Raw genomic sequence first — 21,402 nt, forward strand, 5'->3', positions numbered from 1 at the left:
ATTAATCAAATATTATGTTGATGAATAATAAAGGTTTAAATAAAGTATCAATTCATTCAATTGTTCTATTGATTGTAGCTATGTTTTTCAACATAGCTACATCCTTAGGACAAGGAAATATGAATATGACTAAGATAAAAGATGGAACGGTAGCTAACAGTGAAGTTACAGCATCTAGTACATCAATTTTAGAATTGGAAAGTTCTAATAAAGGATTCTTGTTACCAAGGTTGACAAATGCTCAACGTGATGCTATTAGTATAGCTGATAAAGAAAGAGGCAATGGGCTGTCTATTTATAATATTGATACAGATTGTATTAATTATTGGAGTAAAGTAAGTAGTAGATGGTTGAGTTTATGTGGTACATTACCACCAGCTATTGTTAATGTTACTAACTGTGAGAATATTTACTTAAGTTCTTTACATGGAAGTAATACCCTTAAGCAAGGTGAGTATTTGAGAGATACAGATATTCTATACATTACAGTACAGGTAAGAGAGTCTGGAACGTATAATATTAGTGCAAATACTGATAATGGTTACTCATTCTCAAGGTCGGGTACTTTTAATTCTGCGGGTATTTATACTTTAGCACTAGAAGGGCTAGGTACACCCTTAAGTAGTAATGAGGATATAGGAGATTTAGTATCTTTTACTATTAATGGTGTGAAATCTGGATTATGTAATAATTTTAGAATAAAGGTGTTGTCTTCTGCTATAGAATTCTCAATTCTTGATCAGAATATAGAAGCAAGTTGGAAGGCATATATAGGTGTTCCATTAACAGCATCTAGAAATACTGTAAAAGTAAAAGTAAATGTAGTTAATACTGGATATTGGCAAATGTCAAGTAGTCCATCTTCTATAAACGGTATGTCTTTTAGTGGTTCAGGACAATTTATTACCACTGGAGATCAAGAAATAGAATTAGTAGGACAAGGAGTCCCAATTAAAGAGACAGAGGTAGGCAAACCTAATGTATTTACATTTAGAACCAATTCAACTAAGGGTGATAACCCTACTATTAAATTAAGCGTTTATGTATTGCCAGTTAGTTTTGAAATGGTTTGTAATGATCCTTCGTACCCTGTGGAATTTAGAGGTGAATATAAAGAAGATACTAAGTTAACTAATAATAACGCAATATTATTACCTATTAAGGTGAACGCACCAGGTGTTGTATCTGAGATAGCATTAAAAGGGAAGTTAATAGGAGATAATTTTTCTAGAGACATAAGATATGTGGCTAAAAATGTCACTTTAACATTTAACGCGAGTCGAGATAATATACAATATATTACTCTTTATCCCGAAGGAGATATCACAATAGATAAAGGTGTTACATCAATAGAGTTTAATGGAATTTCTCCAAATACTGTAAATTGGTGTGCTACTGGTTTCCCGAAGATTGAAGTAGATGTACAGAAGATTCGTTATAGTGTTCTTTGTAATTCTGTTAGAGTTAATGGTAATTATCATACTGAAATAGATTTAACAGGAGATAATTATATTGAAATGACTGTAAATGTTGATTATCCAGGTGTATATAATATATCAACCAATGAAGTAAATGGAGTCAAATTTGTAGCCAATGGAACTTTTAGTGGTAACGGACAACAGACTATTAAGTTATTTGCTCAAGGAAAGTATCACACAGGTGGATTCATTAATTATACAATTACAACAGATAGTTCTGTTGGAAGTAATGTTTGTTCTGCAACTGTAAGTGTTAGAGAACGTGAAATAGTTATCTTAACCCTAGGTAATGTGAATTATGGAGCGAGTCCTTCAGGGAATGCTTATGCTGGAAGTGCTATACTAAAGAGTACTAAGAATTTTGGATCAAATGGTATAGTGAAAGTTAACAATATTAGAATTTTAAACACAGGTCTTCAAGGAGAATCTCTACGTACTTACCTAAATAGTAATAAAGTAGATATTATACATAATGTAATTGGGTATAACGCAAATAATGCAACATTAAATGTATTTAAGGATTTTGTTGAAAAAGATAAGGGTGTTTTAATTATTAGTGATGAGAATACAGCCCATACATCAACAAAACAATTCATTGAAATGTTAACAGGTCAAAGTGTGGGGGCTGCAAATGGTAGATATACTATGGTGAATCCTGTTTTGAGTTCTGCAAATAATGAATCAATTATCAAAGGACCTTTCGGGAATTTAAGTGGTAAACTTATCGGGAATGATGCAAGTAATGGTTGGTATTATGAAGGTGTAAATAGCAATAACCAATTAACACCTTTAATTTCAAAAGAAGGTAGTTCTAGTGAAGTTTGGGGATTGAAGCATAAAACTTTAGGGTTTGCTTATTTTGGAGATGGAGGTTGGCCAGTTGGAACAACTAATAATACAAGTACTAATGTATGGCCTTCAAGATATTTAGCCGATGGTACTCCTATTGCTAAACCATATTGGCAAGGAACAGAAGTTTATAATAGTGTACTATATGCTAACCTTATGGCTTGGGCAATAGATTATGTTAAACAACATAAACCAATAAGATAATTAAAAACCAGATTAGGAGATATTCTAATCTGGTTTTATAAAATAAAGTTTATGATTATAAATGATTCATATAAAAAGAGTCTTAAGTATTTTTTGAAGTTTGCATTCTTTCTACTGTTTTCAGTGGTAGTACAAGCTCAAAGTACCAATACTACTAAAGGGACTCAAGTATCGGATGGTACAGTACTAAGTACGGTTCACAATCCTTTAACGTTTAGTATTCTAGATTTAAGTTCTGTTGAAAGAGGTTTTTTATTGCCTCGTATGTCAACTGAAGAAAGATCAGCAATATCTATTGCTGATATAAAACCAGGTTTAATGGTTTATAATACAACTATTGATTGTATTGAGTTTTATAGTGCAAGTCACCAATTGTGGCTAAGTTTATGTGGAGATGAAAAGGCTCCTGCTGAACTTGAAATTTCTAATGCTAATTGTAACAATATTACTATTTCTGGAAATTATGCAGAAGGGGTTTTTTTAAATCCAAGAGCAAATATTATTAATTTACAAGTAAGTGTGTCTGTTTCAGGTACCTATCAGATAGAAGCAGAAGCTTATAATGGAAATACTAAGAATGGTTATTCTTTTACAACAAATGGAAGTTTCCCTACAGCTGGTATCTATAATGTAACCTTACGTGGTAGCGGTACACCTATTAAAGGGTATCTGCGCAATACATCTGGAGAACAGATAGAAAAAGGAGATAATATTAGATTTGTTTTAAATGGAAAAGAATCTAGTTGTATCGCATATAATTTTGTAGAGAGTAAGGCTTTAAAATATGATTTTACTATTAATCAAAACCTTACCAACAAGGTATATAAAGGTGCAAGTATAGAAGGGCGTAATGATATTCTAGAGGCTGTAGTTACCAATATTACTATGCCAGGAAGAATAGAAATCAGTAGCATATCTGACAATGGTATGCTATTTAGTGGATCATATGTACTAACACCTACTGATGTAAAAAATAGAACAACTACAATTAAGTTAGTAGCCAAAGGTACTGCTTATGTTCCTATGGTGACACCAATGCAGTTTAGATCTAATTCTTATGTTGATTATAGTCAAGGAGAACGTGAAGTTGTAGTTAATAAAGATGTCAAAGTAGAGAATGTTAAGTTAGAATTTATTTGTAACAATAATATCTATCCTTTTCAAGTTAAAGGTGATTGGGAAGTAAATAAACCATTTACAGTTAATCATAATTTATTGGTAGCTATTCGTGTATTAGCACCAGGAAAGGCAAGAGTTGTAGCAAGAACTTCTAATCAAGGAACTACAATAGTTTTTGCTTCAGATATAGAAGATTTTAGTTTTGATACAGGTACTACAGGACAAGTTAGATATGTTAAATTGAATTATAAATCTGGAATTCCATTAAAAAGTGGGGTGACTAATTTAGATATTCAATTAGAAAGTCAAGGACCAGCTGAGTATGGAGATACATATCCAAACTATAATATAGTTGAAAAATCTCTATGTACTTATCCAGTTAATGTAAAAGGAGAAGCTAAGTTTGATTTTTCTAGAAATACCAATTTAAGATTTGAAGGTAACTTAAAGTATTCAAGTGTTTCTTTCTTTACACCACGTACAGATATTGATAATAAAGGAAATAGAAATAACTTCAGATTATTATTAACTACAAATGTTTTAGAGGTAGGTGAATATGATTTTACTACACAGGAAATTAATGGAATTACTTTTACTGCAAAAGGTTCTATCTCTAATGTAGGAACACAGACAATCACATTATATCCAAAAGGAAAATCTGGATCAGATATGCCAACACAAAGGTATAATCTTTCTAATTTTGGATTAAACACTGGGTTGAATGTAAATGTTGATTTTGTGTATCGTCAAATGACGATGTATTCAATTGGTAATGAAGGTTGGCACCCTGGAGGACTTACTGGAGTATGGGGTGGAGGCCCTTATTTAGTGAGAAATAAGGATAATTTTGGTTGGAATGGTATAGTAAGGATTGCTGATCTTAAAATTTTGTTACTGAGAAATGATAATGATACTCAGAATACAGATAACCACATGAGTAATAGTGGGATGGCTGGAACATTTAGTACTAATATTTCTCAAGCAGATATGGTGTTTATTGGTGCTAGAAGTGCAGGAGGTAATATTGTAAAACAACCAGCTCAAATGACCATGTTAAGAGACTTTGTTGTGAATAAAAAAGGAGCGTTAGTATATGGAGAGGGAATAGCTAATCACATGACTGATTTTATGAATAGTTTAGGTACAGGATCTGGATCCTCTAGTAATATTTCTGGAACACAGCATAATCTAGCAAATAGAATTGTTTCAAGTCTAAGTACAAAGAATAGATTGATTTTAGGAGAGAGTAATAAATATTTTGGACAAGCTTATGGAAGTTTGTCACTTAGTGGTAAGTTACTTGGTGGGCAAACAACAGGAAGTGAATTTTTTATAAATAGCTTACCTTATCAATATGAAATAATTGCTCAAGGTAATGGAGTGAGTTCTGGGAATAATAATGTTTTTGCTTTTGTTCATAGAGATTTAGGTTTTGTAGGAGTAAATAGTTCGAACTTTATGGGAGGATATAATAGGGTAACATCAGGAGGAAATAATAATTATCCTACAGGATCTTATTTAGGAAAACCTTTAACAACAAACTTTACAGGAGGTGAAGTTTATAACTCTTGGTTCTTATTAAACTTAGTTCACTGGGCAATTGATTATGTTCAAGAAAACAAAGTTGAATAACTTAGGGCAAAATATTAATTTAAAAAATAATTTAAAAAGCGCCTATGGTCTATGCCATAGGCGCTTTTTTTATACCTATTATGTTTGGGTAAGCCTATAGTTTTGCGTGAGTAGATAACTCACTTAGCTATTAAAATCCAATTAACAGGCTCAAAATATTCAGTAGTAATGTATTTAAGTTTGACTGTTTTATTGTATCAATATTGCTTTAATTTATCGCATTAAATACTTTATTTTAAAAGGGGTAATAATTAAACTTGTATTCTTAAATATAGTGTTATGGATTTGTTTAGTGATTATAGTCAAGCATTTACTACTATTCTTCCTTATGATGGAGAAGTGGATTATTATGGTATTGTTTTAAATAAACAACAGAGTGATTTTTACTACACACAACTTATGTCTGATATAGAATGGCAAAATGATCAAGCTGTTATATTTGGCAAAAAAGTAATAACAAAACGTAAAGTAGCTTGGTATGGGGATATAGCTTTTAATTATACATATTCAAATATTACCAAAACTGCCCTAGCTTGGACAGAGGATTTGTTAGCTTTAAAGAAGTTTGTTGAAGAAAAGACAGGAGAAACTTATAATTCTTGTTTACTTAATTTATATCACTCTGGACAAGAGGGAATGACTTGGCACAGTGATGCAGAGAAAGATCTAAAAAAGCATGGAGCGATTGCCTCTGTAAGCTTTGGAGCAGTACGAAAGTTTGCTTTTAAGCATAAAGAAAATGGGGTGAAAATTGATGTAGTCTTAGACCATGGTAGTCTTTTAGTTATGAAAGGAAATACACAAGAGAATTGGCTGCATAGACTTGCTCCAACTAAATTGGTGCATACACCTCGTATTAATCTTACATTTAGAACAATTGAAATAAAAGAGTAAATAAGATATTGGAAAATAACAGAATGCTAATCAGTTCAGTGAAGAAACTGTCGCTAAATAGATTCATGTTTTATAGGTGTTTTTTTGAGTTTATAGAAATAAGATAATTTTATAGACTATATATATTAGTGCATATATTTTTTAGTGTAAATATTTCATTTCTTAACAAGAAAGAGATAAATAGTTTGATAGTTATATTTTATTGATAGTTAGCTAGTATAGTTTAATGTATGTCCGTTTGATGTAATAAGAGGGTGTAATGTTGTAATTATCCCATTAAACTAGATAATACCAATTTTTACAATTACTGTATATTAACTAGTTACTTGTTTACATGATCAGTTCCTTTAACCTATAAATTACCAGTATGACACTAAACGGAGATACATTTATAGTTTTGTTAGAACTAATCAAAAAAATATTTATTATGAAAAAAAAATCATTATTCCTTGTTGTATTATTAGTAGGAGCTTTAGGTGTTGCATGCTCTAGTGATGATAATAAACCTGTTATAGAACCTTCTATTGACTTGAAAAAAGATATTCAGAAAAAGTGGGAGTTTACAACCATACAGACTTTAGATAAAGATAAAAAAGTACTTAAAGATTATCTTTCAGCTGGACAATATGAATGTAAGAATAATATTTGGGAATTTAATCTAGAATCAAGGATAGACTTAATGTATCATAAAGATCCAGATCTAAATACATGTGATGAATATAAAAAGACAGTACCTTATTCATTAAAAGATAAAGAATTAGTTACAATAATTGTAAATGATGGAGATCAATTAGTTCCAGCTTTTTTCGAAATTAGAGAGATGACTAAAGATAAGATGGTTCTTTTTGTAAAGAATAACGAATATACAGAAGAGGAAGCTATAAGTAGTAATTTACCTAAAGAAACTCGCTTTATTCAGTATGTGTTAAAAGCTGTAAAATAAACTTAAAACGTCTAAGAGTTTTCTTAGGCGTTTTTTTTAAATGTGGAGTAAAGATAGATATTATCTTAAACCATGGTGGTCTTGTAGTGATAAAACCAACTCAGCAATAGATTTGATTACACAGATTCTATAACTAAGATGGTAAATACTCCATGTATAAATCTTACCTTTAGAACTGTAGTTATAAAAGAATAAATATGACAAGGAAGTCGTTTAGTACACTATCTAATGTGATCAATCATGATTTATGGCAGTCTTTGTGCTCGTTAATACATCAAAAGACTTTAGAAAATAAAGACATGTTAATTAAACAGGGAGAAATTGCTGATAAAATAGTATGGATAAAGCATGGGATTTTACGTTCTTATTTTTTATTGGAGAATGGTGAAGAACGTACTTACTGTATCACTTTTGATGGGAGTATGATGACTGCAATGACTTCATTTATCTCAGGGCAATCTTCTAAAGAAAATATTCAATCTATTGGCAAAACAGAGTTGTATATACTCTATAAGAAGGATGTCGACATGTTATGTAAGGATAGTATTGTATGGACTATTTTTTTTAAAAAGTTGTTAGAAGAGCAGTTTATTGAACTTGAAGAAAAACTTTTTGATATTCAACGTTTGCAAGCTAAAGAGAGATACTTAAAATTATTACATCATCATCCAGAGTATATCCAACATATACCTGGTATTTATTTAGCTTCTTTTTTAAACATAAGCCCAAGACACCTTAGTAGAATACGCAAGGAAGTTGTTTTATAGACCTATGTCCTGTTTGTTATAAACAAAAGTATACAACTTTGTGGCTTTAATCAAAGTAACTATAAATATGAACATTGATAAGCAACTACTAAAAGTATTGCAATCTAGTGCTTGGACTAAAATTCCTTATGAGTTACTCCTAGAGACTAGTCCTGAACAAATACGCATAGAAGAAAATAACTTAATGAAACAGGAAGGGGCATTAGAAACGCCTGATGCAATTCAAGTGTTTAATAAAGAGATTCAGAGCACAGATAAGAAGAGCTTAATCTCTTTGAGAATATACAAGCCTAAGCAAATAGTCAATAATCTTCCTATGATTTTATTCTTTCATGGCGGCGCTTTTATTTTCGGTTCTGGTGATCAATATGACTTTCAGATGTATCCATTAGTACAAGAGACTAATGTTATCATTGTATCGGTAGATTATAGATTAGCTCCCAAATATCCTTTTCCTGCAGCATTAGAGGATAGTGTAAATGCATTACAGTATATATATGAAAATGCAGAAGCTTTTGGTGGGAATAGAAATAATATTAGTGTAATGGGTAGTAGCGCTGGAGGAACTATAGCACTATCATTACTTCACTTAAATAGAGATCATGATAATATTCCTATAACCAGTGGTTTTTTCTTATATCCACCTACATGTGATGAATTAAATACCTCTTCTATGCAAGTTTATGCAAACGCACCTATGCAATCTAAGAAAAGTGCTCGTTATATGTGGAAGTATTACTTATCTGGAAATAGTACTAAATGGATGGAATACGCAGTTCCTAATAAAATGTGTAATTATAAAGGATTACCACCAATGGTTTTTGTGTTAGCAGAATATGATCCTTTAATTGATGAGGCAAAAGAATATATAAAGGCTATAATAGCAAATAATGGGAATGTGAAAGTAAAGCAAGTGCAAGGGGCAGTACATACATTTGATTTTTTTGAATGTAGATTAACTGATGATTTTACAAAGTATAAAGTAGAGTATTTTAAGAAATTACATTCCTTGTAAGTATCTTTAGTGTTTTAATATATTATATGGATAACTTCAAAAAACACTTCAAAAAACACTTAGAAAAATTCCTAGGAAAACTACCAACTACTGAGGTAGAGATTATTGTTTCATATTTTGAACAACTTACAGTTAAGAAAAAAGAATGCATTCAGGAGTCGGGTATGCTATGTGATAAGATGTTCTTTGTTTTACGAGGATGTCTTAGAAGTTATTATGTAAAGACTAATGGGGGGGAACAAACAATAGACTTTGCAATAGAGAATTGGTGGATTACGGATAATAAAGCATTTGAAGAAGGAACTATAAGTAGCTTTTCTATTCAAGCAATTGAGGCCACAGATATCTTAATGATAACAACGAGACAGTTTGTTTTATTGTTAGAGGAATCCCCTATAATGGAGAAGTATTTTAGATGTGTATTTCAGCGAGCGTATGCAGCAGCTCAATATAGACTCAAGTATTTATATGAATTTAGTAGAGAAGAGTTATATTTTCATTTCGAAGAATCTTACCCTGAATTTGTACAGCGCATACCTCAGTATTTAATGGCATCTTATTTAGGTTTTAGCCCAGAGTATTTAAGTGAAATTAAGAAGAAAAAGTTTTCTTAAACAGGTTTAAGTTTTTTGGAGTGTTATAGCTATAGATTTGTTGTTGTTAAAATGATAAAACAAAAACAATGAGAAAAGCAATTTATAAAACAGATCCAAAGGCTTATGATGGAATGTTTATGTTAGAAAAATATCTTAGTGAGTCAAAATTAACACCTATACATAAAGAACTTATAAAAATAAGGACTTCTCAGTTAAATGGTTGTGGATATTGTTTAGATATACATACACAAGATGCGTTAAAGCTAGGGGAATCTAGTAGAAGACTTTTGGTATTGGCTGCATGGAAAGAAACAGAGTTATTTAGTGAAGAAGAGCGAGTAATTCTAGATATGACAGAAGCACTTGTTTTTGTTCATCTTGGAGGGATTAGTGATGAGTTATATAGCAAAGCAATTCAGCTGTTTGACGAAGTTTATTTAGCTCAATTAATAATGTGTATGGTCACAATAAATGCTTGGAATAGGATAGGAGTAGCTACTCATCTTAAAGCAAAGTAATAAAAAAGGGATTGTTTATAAAAACAGTCCCTTTTTCTATTTGTTTTATTTAGTTGGTAAATCTTTTATTTATAGTTAGTAGTAAGATCTACTTCTATTGTATTCAATTCTGCTAAAGCAATGTCTTTTTCGTTTTTAAAGTATTGGTTATCATTAAGGAATAAATCTTTATAATAGTTAATACCATTTAAGATATTCTCTTTTATTTTTGTAATCTGCTTTGCTTTAACAGCAGTATAATCAGTAGATAGAGCGATTACTTCACTCTTAAAATGATCAATGTACATTCTTAGCTCTTTTATAAAAAAATGAGGGCGTAAGTTTGTCTCTATAACATTGTCATTTCCATAGATATGTTTAATCATTTGTTGTAATGAAACTTCTTTAGTGAAATAAGCAATATTAGGACCAGGACAAATTACAACTCCTTGTGATTCACCTTTTATAGGGAGTTTAAGGTCTAAAAATGAGGCATTTGCTAAGCCAATGCACAGACATGATTTTTCAGTTAATGTATTGAATTTTACTTTGTACTCTTCTGTTGTCATATTCTCTTTTTCAAGAGCAAGTTTTTGTAGTTCTATCGTTTGAAACTTTCGCGATGCAGTACATAGTCCTTCATTATCATGGGTCTTGTTAAGGGCTAAGTACTTTCTAGGACAAGAACTACCAGCTTTATCTTTTATGATTCTAGCAGAGCGTATGGCTTCATTAGATGTACCTTTTATACTATTAAAAGGAATCCCCAAAGGAGAAATGTTACTTAGATATAAGTCTTCTTCTTTTGCATTTATTAGAAGTTGACGTGTTTCTGAGTCTACAGAGGTTGCTTCAGGAACAAGTAAGAATGGAGAGCCCCATCCAACAGAATCAAGTTGATAATGATCTAATAAAAATTGGTGTTCAACAGAGGTTCCTACTCCTCCTTGAGCAGTTACTTTTAGCTCTGGATGAGTATTGGGAACGTATTTTCCTTTTTGACTTAGTGATTTGCACATTAAATCAAAAGTAGAATTTATTAACTCCTGTCTTCTAGTTTTAAACTCGTCTAATATTACTCCTAATAGGTATCCATCGGTAGCAAAAGCATGTCCTCCACAGTTTAACCCTGATTCTATGCGATATTCAGATACCCAAAGTCCTTTCTTAGCTAAGAAGTTACCTTGGATTAATGCTGATCTAAAATCACTTACTTTAAGTATAATCCTCTTTTGTAGTCCATGTTCTGGATGAGGAAAGAAAGCGTCAAAGTTCTCGAAGTAACTAAACAGGCGAGGATTCATTCCTGCAGAAAGGACAACAGAAGAACTTAAACTACTATTTGCAAATCCACGTAAGGCAGCATGTGCATCATTAAATTCGATAGGTAAAGCCTCTTTTTTATTGAAGTTTTCACGGTCTACTTTTGTCATGATATTTACATCTATTTCTCCTGGATGAATGTAATTGTCAATGATGTTCTTTAGGTTTTCTATTGATAGTTTTTCATCAATATGTCTTTGTATTCCCTTTCTGATTTCAGATAGATTAGGTAAACTCTCTTTGTAATCCTCTAATTCTTTTCTACTTTCTAATAGATTTGTTTTTAATTTATTAAACTTTTCCTTGACAATAGAGTCTATTGTATTTAGATATGCAGTAATTCTTTTTGCTCTAAAGTCTTCAATTTTTTTAGTAATTTCAGTGTAAGGCAATTCAAATTTCTCACAATAAAAGCGATTCATGCGTTCTATTAGTTCATCATCCATTACAGAAATAGTAGAAGAAATTCCATATTGAGCCACACGTATAGGGCTATCTATAGTGTATGCTAAACCCATTACAGGAATATGAAATGAATGTATTGGTTTTAGTTTCATTTGGTGTTTTTAATTATTCTTAAAGCTGAGGAAATTCATTAAAAAAACTCATATAGAAGCTGATATTTATCATGTAGTTGATTATGATTGTGTTAAACTCAAAATTGACTATAGATTAGATAAATGAAAAGTAAGTATACAAAGTACATCTGAATTAGCGATCTTAGGGTATACTAGTAAGATTATATAGCTATTAAAAGAAGTGGGAGTAGAATCGTTTTGTGGTATTTAGCTAACATTGATTTAAGAGATAAAGGTGTTGAATCTATCATTATATGTATATTTCTTAGCACCTTATAGTTGATTTTTTACAATAGGGAAAGTTTAGTTTATTTATATCATACTGATTTATAATGTATTATTTGCAATCTTAAATAGTTGAGTAATTATTTTAGTATAATATTAAAATAATTGTTGAATTATTTTTAAATTTAATTGATTTTGTAACATATATAAGCACTAACTAAGGCTTTTGGTGATCTATTGTGATATAAAAAAATAACTTAATTCATTAATACCTCTTGTACTATGATAAATGATTATTTGAATAAATTAGTGGGCATTCGTTTAAAAGGTAGAAAAAAAGAATTAATACATGGGATTGTATTAGCTTGTAATGAGAAATGGGTATTGACTAAATGTAACTCAGTTGATTATGTAGTAGATGGATACGAGCTGATACCAATAGATAAAATATCGACTATAGAACGTGGAGAAAATATTGTTTTTATTGAAGAGGTGCTTAAAGCTAAACATATTGATTTCCATACTATCCCAATTGTGCTTAAAAGTAATATTTTCGAAACTTTGATCGAAATAGGTAATAAGTATGGGGCTTTCGGATTAGAATTTAAAGAAGAGGATTGTGTTTACGTTGGTAAGTATGTTGATAGTGAAGATAATGATTATTTTGCGTTTGAAGAATTATCTGCCTCTGGTGAATGGTTTGAAGAAATAGAAGAGTTTAAGATTTCTAAGGTTTATAAAATTGACTTTGATAGTGATTACGTAGAATCTTTATTACTGTATACAAATAGGAAGCTTAGTGAATAATAAGATTAGAATTTTTTAATTTACTCTATCGATAAATTGCATGATTATTGATTATTAGAAAAGCAAACGAATATATTTTAACCAATATTAAAAGATTTATTATGAAGAAAATTTTTAGCCTTTTATCAACTGCATTCTTGAGTGTATTGTTGTTTAGTTGTAGTACTGACGATAACTATGATGATTTAAGTAATTTAGTTGGCGGTTTTACTATGGTGAATGCATACGAGAGTGATGCTGCTGTATTATATGTGGCAGATGGGCGTCCTGTACAGAATCCTTATTATCCATTGTTTTATCAAAGTGTAGGATATGTTAATCTATGGCAAGGTATACGTAATATAGATGTACTGGGAAGTATTTCTAATAAACGATTAACTTCAAACATACAGAAGATTGAGAGTCAAAAGTTTTATACTTCATTTATAGGAGGAAGCTCTAAGAAAGTAATTCACTTTATTACTGAAGATCAAATTAAGAAGATAAATCCTTTGAATGGGACAAAACAATCAGGGGTTCGCTTTTTTAATTTGAGTTCAGATGATGTTACGGCAACTGTTGAGTTTGATGACAAAATCTTAGTGAAAGAATTCGAAGCTCGAGTGCAAGATGATGAGAAAACAGCAATTAAAACTCAAGAGTTTTCTACAGTGGAATCTAAAACATATATGATCTCGATAAAAGATAAAGAAGGAAAAGTATTAGTTACCAGAGATAAAGTAATTTTTAATCCTTCTCAATATTATTCTATCATCTTGATAGGTTCTAAGGATAACAAAGAGAAACCATACTATATTGGAATTATTAATCAAGCTGTGAAGTAAGAAAAAGCTTTTTATGATGTACAAAAATCCCTTGGGAACCACAGTGTTCTTAAGGGATTTTTTGATATAATGATTTACTCGTGTAGTAAGGGTGGATTTTTGTTGGGCTTCAGGCTACTTTTCTTAGTGAAGTAACTGATAGGCTAAATTAAAGCACTAGGTAAGGGATGTGTACCTAAGCTCATATAAAGAAATAAATCAATAATAAAGGCATGTGAATAGTATCAAATTAGACTATAAAGATATGTTATTTTAGAAGGCTCGTTGTAACACAGTTGTTTTTATGTAATATCTTTACTTTAGATTAAAATTTTCTTATCTGTGAGAGTATCAGTAGTATTAAGAATAGTATATAATAAAAATAAATTATGTTTGAAAATCATCCAATTGACATAAATAAACTACCATTAGTAGAGGAGGTAAAGTTTAATAGCTTAGACTCTAAGTATAAAACTGTAGTAAGTATAAGGTTGTCAGTTGTTACTTTTTGTCTACTGTTGCTATCTTTTTCACCTTATGTACTTCAGTACTTAAAGGTAATTTTATTAAGTAGTAAATTGCTTTTGTTGATAGGCATATTAGGTATTATTATATCTATACTTATGTGTAGTACTACGTTAAAAGGCGTGGGAATGAAAGGCTATGCCCTTAGAGAACATGATATTGTATATAAGTCTGGGATTATCACCAGAACTCAGACTATCATTCCCTTTAATAGGGTTCAGCATGTTGTTGTTTATGAGAGTGCTTTACTAAGAGTATTTAATCTGTGTACAGTTGAGTTTTTTACCGCAGGTGGTGCTTTAGGGGATTTGAAGATATCTGGCATATCTAAGGAAGAAGGAGATCGACTAAAAGCTTATGTTGTACAGAAGATTAGTAAATCGATACATGCTAATGTAGGTGAACAGATAATAGAGGAGATAAATGAGACAAAGTAATTTTTATCGACCTACAAGGCAAGCAACTATTGGAATTATAGCAAACTTTTTAAATGCTTTACAGAAGATTGTTAGAGCATTTGTTCCCTTATTAATAGTATTCTTTGTTAATAAGCGCATGGAACTTCCTGTTAGTATATGGGGACTCATGATCTTTGGAGGTGTAATAAGTCTAGGAATAGCTTACTTAAGCTATAGAAACTTTTTATTTTATATAGATAAGGAGACTAATTCATTTATTATTCAAAAGGGAATCGTTAATAAATCTAAAGTTACGATTCAGTTAGACAAAATACAACAAGTGAATCTGAATCAGAGTTTTATAAATAGAATGATTAATGTCTATTCTGTGGAAATAGACTCTGCAGGAAGTAAAGATAAAGAAGCTACCATCCCTTCTATGTCCTTAGTTGATGCAAATGCTTTGAAATATATCTTGTTGAATTCTACAAACAGTAATTGTGCAATAGAAAATAATAGTGTTCAAGAAGAATCCTTTATTAGACGAATTAGTGTGTTGACCTTGTTTAAGGTTGGGATGACTGCGAATTACTTATATACATTAGGGGCTATATTACTATTTTTTAATATGCTCTATGACACATTGATCAATAAGTTTGCTATACAGGAGTATGTGAATACAGATGAGGTAAATACTTATGTTAATAGAGGTATACCAGCTGTTGTGATATTCTATGTAATAATTCTGATGGTAATTATAGTACTTATTGTTAATGTGAGTAGAACATTTCTTAAGTTCTGGGACTTCAAGGTAGTTTTATCTAAGGGAACTTTGTTGTTATCACATGGATTATTGTCCACTCGTAACACTATTATTCGTCCTAATAGAGTGCAGAAGATAGAAATAGTACAGAATTATTTGCAAAGCCTATTAGATATATGTATCTTAAAAATTAGTCAAGTATCTGGAGAGGATACTGATAATAGACGCTCAGGACTACAGATACCAGGATGTTCTGTTTCAGAGAAGAACGAATTGTTTAGTATCTTGATGAAGAAAGGGGAGATCGAGTATTCTACTATTTTAAGATATAACTATAGATACTTAGGTTTTAGAATATTTGTATTTATAGGGATTCCAGTCGCTGTTTTTAGTTTATTGTTTATCCAGGAGTTTACAGTATCTACTTTTGTCAGTATTATTTTTGTTTACAGTCTCGTAGTTGGATTAGCACTTCTGAGGCTATATCGAGTAGGAAGATTGTATGTGAGTGATTCATTCATTGTAATTCGCAAGGGGATTTGGGATATTTCTTATAGTTACATCCAGCCTCATAAGATACAGAAAGTCGTTTTATCTCAATTGTGGTGGCAACAATCATCAGATATAGGTAGCCTAGTTATTTACACAGCAGGAGGAAGAATGAAGTTTAGTACAACAAACTATAACGAATTAGTCAAACTTAGGGATAAATGGCTTTATCAAGTAGAATCAACCTCTTTGAATTGGATGTAAAGAATTACAGCATAGAAGAATTATGTTTTCTTATGCTGTAATTAATTATTTTTCTTCTTGTACCTTTTTTAATGCCCTATTTAATGTACGGGTAGTTATACCTAAGTAAGAAGCCATATCTTCTTTGGATATATGTATTTGTTCTTTTTCTTGAAGTTCTAGTAGCTTTTCTAAGGCGTGTTCTACCGTATAAAGTTGTTGGAAAGAAGCCCTTTGACTTGTATGGTATACACGTAATGTTTCTACTTCCAACAAAGTATTATTAAAGGTTATGTCTGTCTTAAGCAAGTGTTCAAAAACAGATAGAGGAATAATGTAAGCATTTAATGGCGTTATAGCTTCTACAGAGCATAAACAGTTTTTTTTTCCAATAAATTCTATTTCCCCCATAATTTCTCCAGTACTTAAAAACTCAGGGATATATTCCTTGCCATTTTCTTCTGTTATAAAACACTTTGTTATGCCATCTTTAATAACTATCACTTTGGTAACAGGATCTCCCTGATGTAATAGTATTTCTTTTGGTTTATAAGGTTGTAGTATAATTTTATCATTAAACACATCAGTTTGTGCTAACGATTCGATATATGATAAAAAGTCAATATTTATTCTTAACATTTTTTTATAGCCTTAAGGACAAATGTCCTATGTGAGTAATACAATAATAATGATTTTTGCAGTATCAAAATTAAGTATTAATACTTATTAATCTAAAAGATTTAAGAAGTTTTATACAAAGATTAAGAAGAATGCTGTGCTGGTGTTTTCTTTAATTAAATTTGATAAGTTTTTTTCAATTATATTACAAGTGATAAGTGTTTTTAAATCAAAAACGGGATGGTAAGGTAAGTGGTACTCTCCCGTTTTTTTTAAGTATAATAGTATATAAAACACTGTTTTTTATTCTATTATTAAGTGATAAATGTTTTTTAATCAAAACGGGAAAGCAAGTAAGTGATGCTTTCCCGTTTTTTTTATCAATTAATTGTTTTACCTATTATATTTTTTATCTCTTAGTTGTTTTGCTGTGAATTGATAAAAAGATATTGCCTCGTTTATATATTTATTATTTGGTTTGGATGTTTCAGTAAGAGGATTGACTAATTTAGACACCGTGTTATTTTCAAACGTATATTGTTTTACTTTCTGATTAGGACTTAGAATAGTAAGTGTATTATCTCTTATATAGCCAAGGTCTTGATAGGTAGCGATAAAAGCTCTAGGGATATAATTGGGATCAAGTACATTAGTACCAAAGAATTTAGAGTCATAGTTTATGTTTAAAATACTTAATAATGTAGGCATGACATCTATTTGTGAAATCATTTTTTCAAACTGTATAGGCTCTAATCCAGAGGGAGTAAATATCATTGCTGGGATTCTGTATTTATCTAGTGGCAATTCTGTTTTGCCAGCACTAGAAGCACAGTGATCTGATAGAATGACAAATATAGTATTGTTATACCAAGGTTGTCGTTTTGCAAGTTTAAAGAACTGTTTGATTGCATAATCTGTATACCTCACTCCCTTATCTCTTCCATCATCTAAGTCAGAGGTATTGATGACTCCTTCTGGAAATGTAAATGGTCTGTGATTACTAACAGTCATGATATGGTTAAAAAAAGGTTGTCCTGAAGCATATTCTTCATTCATAACCTCAATTGCTTTGTTTGCCATGTCACCATCAGCTACACCCCATATATTTTCGAAGGTTATTTGTTCTGACGTAAAATTCGCTTTATCTACAATGTTATAGTTATTTCCTTCAAAAAAGTTTTTCATATTGTCAAAATACGCATCCCCTCCATACAAGTATTTTACTGTATATCCATTTTTAGCAAATACAGATCCTGTTGTGAATTTATTCTTATTGTCTTGACGTTTTACCACACTTTCACCTGGAGAAGGAGGAATACACATTGTGATTGCTTCTAAGCCTCTAACTGTTCTGTTTCCTGTGGCAAAAGTGTTTGGAAAGAATAAACTCTTGTTGGCTAAGCTATCTAAGAATGGAGTAAGTTCTTTTTCATTTCCAAAAAAGGACATATAGTCTGCACTTAAGCTCTCTATAGATATTAATACTACATTCTTTTTATTAGGTGTAGAATCTGTTTGGATACTTCTTAATAGAGAATCCTCTCCCTTATAGCTAGGGTAAAACTGTTTTATATTTTCAACGACCTCTTGGTTTGGTAAGGTTTTGTAAAACTTGAAGTAGTCTATTACACTATTATTAAATGCTTGGTAGAACTTATACACTCCATTGCTTTCTAGTTCTTCACTAAACAAGTTGTTTTTATTTATAGGTGCCATGATTTTATTTGCAAAAGCAAGCGAAAAACCAACTATAAATAGATAAGCTACAGTATAGATTATTTTGCGTCTTAGAGGAACAATATTCACTACTGCATGTACTGTTTTCTTGTAAATAAAGTATGTGATTATTAACGTTGTGATGAGTATACCAATAAATAAAGGTATTACGGGATATGATTCTATTATGTTACCTATAACTTCGTTAGTATATACTAGATAATCTACTGCAATAAAGTTGTATCTAACGCCAAACTCATTCCAAAAGAAGTATTCGCTTATTGTATTTTGAAGTAAAATCAGAGTGAAAAGGAATATAACAAATGCATAATTAAACTTTCGTATTAGTTGTCTTTTCTTAGGTAAAAATAAACACAGTCCAAATAGTGCTGTTTTAATAGATAAAAATGTAATAGCTATTTCAGGAAGTACACCGCCATACTCATTAAAAATAGTATTCCCAAAAGTTACCCATATCCAGAGTCCGCTTAACGCTATAAATAAGATGTAACCATACGGTTTATTATATTTATCATTAGATATGAATATGAAGTATATCCAGAACAATAGATAAGCTAAGCTGAATATGACAATATCTCTAAGTAATCCTATTGAAAAAATAATAAATACTTCTTTGAACCCGAATAGTGAAGAAGTAATAGGATGGTTGATTAACACTATTCTTAGTAAGATATTAAGTACAAGATAAAAGGATATTAAGTACTTATAAGGAGTAAAAAATGATGAGTTTGTTGACATTTCTTGTTTTTGAATTATTTAATTTCTCAATAAAAATGTTATTGTTTGAATTTAAAACTTTAAAAGTATGAATTTATTGTGTTTAGTTTATTAAAATAAATATAAATGTAAGAATATGGTTTTGTATATTGTATTCGGTTTAAATAAGATTAAAGAATACAAGAGTTTGTTGAGTTGTTAATCTTTTTTATCTTCCAATTTTTAGTATTAATGTATTGAATTTTAGTTATTTAGTGTGTTGTTGTGTTTTTCCGTTAAATGATACGTTATTTTTAAAGAATCTTAATTTCGTTTGTGATTTTTATAAGTTTAGAGTTTGGTTAGTGGATGAGGTTAGAATATGAAAGTGGACTAGTGATGATTAACTCTTTCCTTATAGTTTTGACAAAATCAAAAAGTAAATAAACAACATGAACATTAGACACGATTGGACAAAACAGGAGATACAAGTGATATATAACACACCTTTATTAGAATTAATTTATAAAGCAGCAAGTGTACATCGTAAATACCATAATCCTAATGAAGTACAAGTAAGTACTCTTTTATCTATTAAGACAGGTGGTTGCGTAGAGGACTGCTCTTATTGTGGTCAGGCAGCTCGATATCACACGGATATAAAAGTACAAAAGTTGTTATCTTTAAATACTGTTTTAGAGACTGCGCAGAAAGCTAAAGAGAGTGGTTCTTCTCGCTTTTGTATGGCGGCTGCTTGGAGAGAAGTCCGTGACAACAGAGATTTCGATAAAGTAATTGATATGGTAAAGGGAGTGAATGAAATAGGATTAGAGGTATGCTGTACTTTGGGGATGTTGACAGAAGAACAGGCAAGTAGATTACAACAAGCGGGTCTTTATGCCTATAACCATAATTTAGATACTTCTGAGAATCACTATGATAAGATCATATCGACACGTAGTTTTTCTAATCGTATGAATACTATTGATAACGTAAGAAAGGCTGGTATTACTGTTTGTTCGGGTGGTATCATTGGATTAGGGGAGAAGAGCGAAGATAGGATCTCAATGTTGTGTACTCTTGCTACAATGGAGAAACACCCAGAGTCAGTACCCATTAATGCACTGGTTCGAGTGAAAGGGACGCCTATGGAAGATATGCCTAGAGTAGATACATGGGATATGATTAGAATGATTGCTACTGCACGTATTCTGATGCCTGAGACAATGGTGCGATTAAGTGCTGGTCGTATTGAAATGACTGAATATGAACAAGCAATGTGTTTTATGGCTGGAGCTAACTCAATGTTCTCAGGAGATAATGAAACCTTGCTTGTTACTCCTAATCCTAGTTTATCAGCCGATCAATTATTACTGAATACCCTAGGGCTAAACCCAATGAAAGTCAAAAACAGATTAATGTGACATAATCTGTGGATGCATGATATAAAATAGATAGATATTTTTGTATTCTTTCAACACAGGATGGATGGCTTATATTTTGTAGCACGAATTAAATGGTGTGTTTTTATTTGTAGAGTAGAAGTTATAGTGTTTATTGGCTTGCTGATTTTTTTATGATAATAAAGATTATTGTATTTATTGGAATCTTACTCTGAATTAGACGAACTAATGATGGGATAGAGGTGTTTGGTTTGAAATAGATAGAAATAAACGGATAATTATAGTTTATAGGATATAAAAAAGTAAAGTTTAACTTATTTTATGAAATGTAAAAAAGGCAACAAGAATTTAAGATATTTTTTGCTGCCTTTTTTGTTCTTAGTCGTAACTAAAAATTAAAAGATTATTTTTCATTTCCAGGTATTGTTAATAAAATGAAGTATTGTTATCTGAATCTCAATATGTGATTTGCTAATTAGGTGAAGTTGTTTAAAATATTGTGATATTTTTATGCGTATTTCATTAATTTATAACCAAAAGTGCGTAGTTTTTATGATTATTGTCATATTCGAGTGAAAAGGACCATCATACATTTGTACCAGTAAATAAGAGAAAGGTAACAATGTCGGTGTTACCTAATATTTAAAACGTTCTTTTTTAGTCTGTTTTTTATTATGTAAACTTAATTGTGTTTATTACTTATAGCAAATTCCTTTTTGCTATAAACGTCGAGATGGGGAAATACAAGGCAGTTGATGTATTAATACTTCTTAGGGAGAGGAAGTAGGTACGGATTAAAA

The 21,402-nt window shown here is 30.7% G+C and carries 16 protein-coding genes; 13 read left to right on the forward strand and 3 right to left on the reverse strand.

Features of this window, described 5'->3' with window-relative positions; all coding sequences use genetic code 11:
* Positions 1-20: 20 nt before the first annotated feature.
* The 8 genes from LNQ81_RS11210 (at position 21) to LNQ81_RS11245 (ending at position 10,015) form a co-directional block, all read left to right on the forward strand.
* Positions 21-2,531: a hypothetical protein gene (locus LNQ81_RS11210; protein WP_229946750.1), complete on the forward strand. Its 2,511-nt coding sequence runs from the start codon at positions 21-23 to the stop codon at positions 2,529-2,531.
* Positions 2,532-2,582: 51 nt separating this feature from the next.
* Complete coding sequence (locus tag LNQ81_RS11215) at positions 2,583-5,282, forward strand: hypothetical protein (protein WP_229946752.1); 2,700 nt, start codon at positions 2,583-2,585, stop codon at positions 5,280-5,282.
* A 279-nt stretch (positions 5,283-5,561) separates the two neighbouring features.
* Complete coding sequence (locus tag LNQ81_RS11220; protein WP_229946753.1) at positions 5,562-6,176, forward strand: alpha-ketoglutarate-dependent dioxygenase AlkB family protein; 615 nt, start codon at positions 5,562-5,564, stop codon at positions 6,174-6,176.
* Between the two features lie 427 nt (positions 6,177-6,603).
* Positions 6,604-7,119 carry a hypothetical protein gene (locus LNQ81_RS11225; RefSeq protein ID WP_229946755.1) on the forward strand — a complete coding sequence of 172 codons (516 nt, stop codon included), beginning with the start codon at positions 6,604-6,606 and terminating at the stop codon, positions 7,117-7,119.
* A 197-nt stretch (positions 7,120-7,316) separates the two neighbouring features.
* Entirely contained in the window at positions 7,317-7,886 is a 570-nt protein-coding gene (locus LNQ81_RS11230) for a Crp/Fnr family transcriptional regulator (RefSeq protein WP_229946757.1), read from the forward strand.
* 67 nt (positions 7,887-7,953) lie between these two features.
* Positions 7,954-8,901, forward strand: a complete 948-nt coding sequence (locus LNQ81_RS11235; RefSeq protein ID WP_229946758.1) for an alpha/beta hydrolase — start codon at positions 7,954-7,956, stop codon at positions 8,899-8,901.
* A 26-nt stretch (positions 8,902-8,927) separates the two neighbouring features.
* Entirely contained in the window at positions 8,928-9,515 is a 588-nt protein-coding gene (locus LNQ81_RS11240) for a Crp/Fnr family transcriptional regulator (RefSeq protein WP_229946760.1), read from the forward strand.
* 68 nt (positions 9,516-9,583) lie between these two features.
* Complete coding sequence (locus tag LNQ81_RS11245) at positions 9,584-10,015, forward strand: carboxymuconolactone decarboxylase family protein (RefSeq protein ID WP_229946762.1); 432 nt, start codon at positions 9,584-9,586, stop codon at positions 10,013-10,015.
* A 65-nt stretch (positions 10,016-10,080) separates the two neighbouring features.
* Here the strand turns inward: LNQ81_RS11245 and LNQ81_RS11250 are convergent, their stop codons facing one another.
* Positions 10,081-11,874 (reverse strand): hypothetical protein, encoded by a 1,794-nt coding sequence (locus LNQ81_RS11250; protein ID WP_229946763.1) that lies wholly within the window; start codon positions 11,872-11,874, stop codon positions 10,081-10,083.
* 528 nt (positions 11,875-12,402) lie between these two features.
* Between LNQ81_RS11250 and LNQ81_RS11255 the strand changes: the two genes are divergently transcribed.
* From LNQ81_RS11255 to LNQ81_RS11270, 4 genes are all read left to right on the forward strand, one after another.
* Positions 12,403-12,927 carry a hypothetical protein gene (locus tag LNQ81_RS11255; protein ID WP_229946764.1) on the forward strand — a complete coding sequence of 175 codons (525 nt, stop codon included), beginning with the start codon at positions 12,403-12,405 and terminating at the stop codon, positions 12,925-12,927.
* Positions 12,928-13,028: 101 nt separating this feature from the next.
* Entirely contained in the window at positions 13,029-13,751 is a 723-nt protein-coding gene (locus tag LNQ81_RS11260) for a hypothetical protein (protein ID WP_229946766.1), read from the forward strand.
* 368 nt (positions 13,752-14,119) lie between these two features.
* Positions 14,120-14,692 carry a PH domain-containing protein gene (locus LNQ81_RS11265; protein WP_229946768.1) on the forward strand — a complete coding sequence of 191 codons (573 nt, stop codon included), beginning with the start codon at positions 14,120-14,122 and terminating at the stop codon, positions 14,690-14,692.
* On the forward strand, positions 14,679-16,169 hold the full coding sequence (locus LNQ81_RS11270) for a PH domain-containing protein (RefSeq protein ID WP_229946769.1): 1,491 nt from the start codon (positions 14,679-14,681) through the stop codon (positions 16,167-16,169). The genes LNQ81_RS11265 and LNQ81_RS11270 overlap by 14 nt, the downstream gene beginning before the upstream one ends.
* A gap of 45 nt (positions 16,170-16,214) precedes the next feature.
* On the opposite strand, the gene LNQ81_RS11275 is transcribed toward LNQ81_RS11270, so the two are convergent.
* The gene (locus LNQ81_RS11275) at positions 16,215-16,787 is read right to left on the reverse strand and encodes a Crp/Fnr family transcriptional regulator (protein WP_229946771.1); all 573 of its coding nucleotides are present in this window, start codon (positions 16,785-16,787) and stop codon (positions 16,215-16,217) included.
* Positions 16,788-17,159: 372 nt separating this feature from the next.
* On the reverse strand, positions 17,160-19,241 hold the full coding sequence (locus LNQ81_RS11280) for an LTA synthase family protein (protein WP_229946772.1): 2,082 nt from the start codon (positions 19,239-19,241) through the stop codon (positions 17,160-17,162).
* Between the two features lie 410 nt (positions 19,242-19,651).
* On the opposite strand from LNQ81_RS11280, the gene bioB reads away from it, so the two are divergent.
* Entirely contained in the window at positions 19,652-20,623 is a 972-nt protein-coding gene (bioB, locus tag LNQ81_RS11285; protein ID WP_229946773.1) for a biotin synthase BioB, read from the forward strand.
* Positions 20,624-21,402: the final 779 nt, after the last annotated feature.

Origin of the sequence: Myroides oncorhynchi, assembly GCF_020905415.1 — a bacterium.
Lineage (GTDB): Bacteria > Bacteroidota > Bacteroidia > Flavobacteriales > Flavobacteriaceae > Flavobacterium > Flavobacterium oncorhynchi_A.

Coding starts and splice junctions, on each gene's coding strand:
- LNQ81_RS11210 (WP_229946750.1), top strand. CDS start 21: ATGAATAATAAAGGTTTAAATAAAGTATCAATTCATTCAATTGTTCTA.
- LNQ81_RS11215 (WP_229946752.1), top strand. CDS start 2,583: ATGATTATAAATGATTCATATAAAAAGAGTCTTAAGTATTTTTTGAAG.
- LNQ81_RS11220 (WP_229946753.1), top strand. CDS start 5,562: ATGGATTTGTTTAGTGATTATAGTCAAGCATTTACTACTATTCTTCCT.
- LNQ81_RS11225 (WP_229946755.1), top strand. CDS start 6,604: ATGAAAAAAAAATCATTATTCCTTGTTGTATTATTAGTAGGAGCTTTA.
- LNQ81_RS11230 (WP_229946757.1), top strand. CDS start 7,317: ATGACAAGGAAGTCGTTTAGTACACTATCTAATGTGATCAATCATGAT.
- LNQ81_RS11235 (WP_229946758.1), top strand. CDS start 7,954: ATGAACATTGATAAGCAACTACTAAAAGTATTGCAATCTAGTGCTTGG.
- LNQ81_RS11240 (WP_229946760.1), top strand. CDS start 8,928: ATGGATAACTTCAAAAAACACTTCAAAAAACACTTAGAAAAATTCCTA.
- LNQ81_RS11245 (WP_229946762.1), top strand. CDS start 9,584: ATGAGAAAAGCAATTTATAAAACAGATCCAAAGGCTTATGATGGAATG.
- LNQ81_RS11250 (WP_229946763.1), bottom strand. CDS start 11,874: ATGAAACTAAAACCAATACATTCATTTCATATTCCTGTAATGGGTTTA.
- LNQ81_RS11255 (WP_229946764.1), top strand. CDS start 12,403: ATGATAAATGATTATTTGAATAAATTAGTGGGCATTCGTTTAAAAGGT.
- LNQ81_RS11260 (WP_229946766.1), top strand. CDS start 13,029: ATGAAGAAAATTTTTAGCCTTTTATCAACTGCATTCTTGAGTGTATTG.
- LNQ81_RS11265 (WP_229946768.1), top strand. CDS start 14,120: ATGTTTGAAAATCATCCAATTGACATAAATAAACTACCATTAGTAGAG.
- LNQ81_RS11270 (WP_229946769.1), top strand. CDS start 14,679: ATGAGACAAAGTAATTTTTATCGACCTACAAGGCAAGCAACTATTGGA.
- LNQ81_RS11275 (WP_229946771.1), bottom strand. CDS start 16,787: ATGTTAAGAATAAATATTGACTTTTTATCATATATCGAATCGTTAGCA.
- LNQ81_RS11280 (WP_229946772.1), bottom strand. CDS start 19,241: ATGTCAACAAACTCATCATTTTTTACTCCTTATAAGTACTTAATATCC.
- bioB (WP_229946773.1), top strand. CDS start 19,652: ATGAACATTAGACACGATTGGACAAAACAGGAGATACAAGTGATATAT.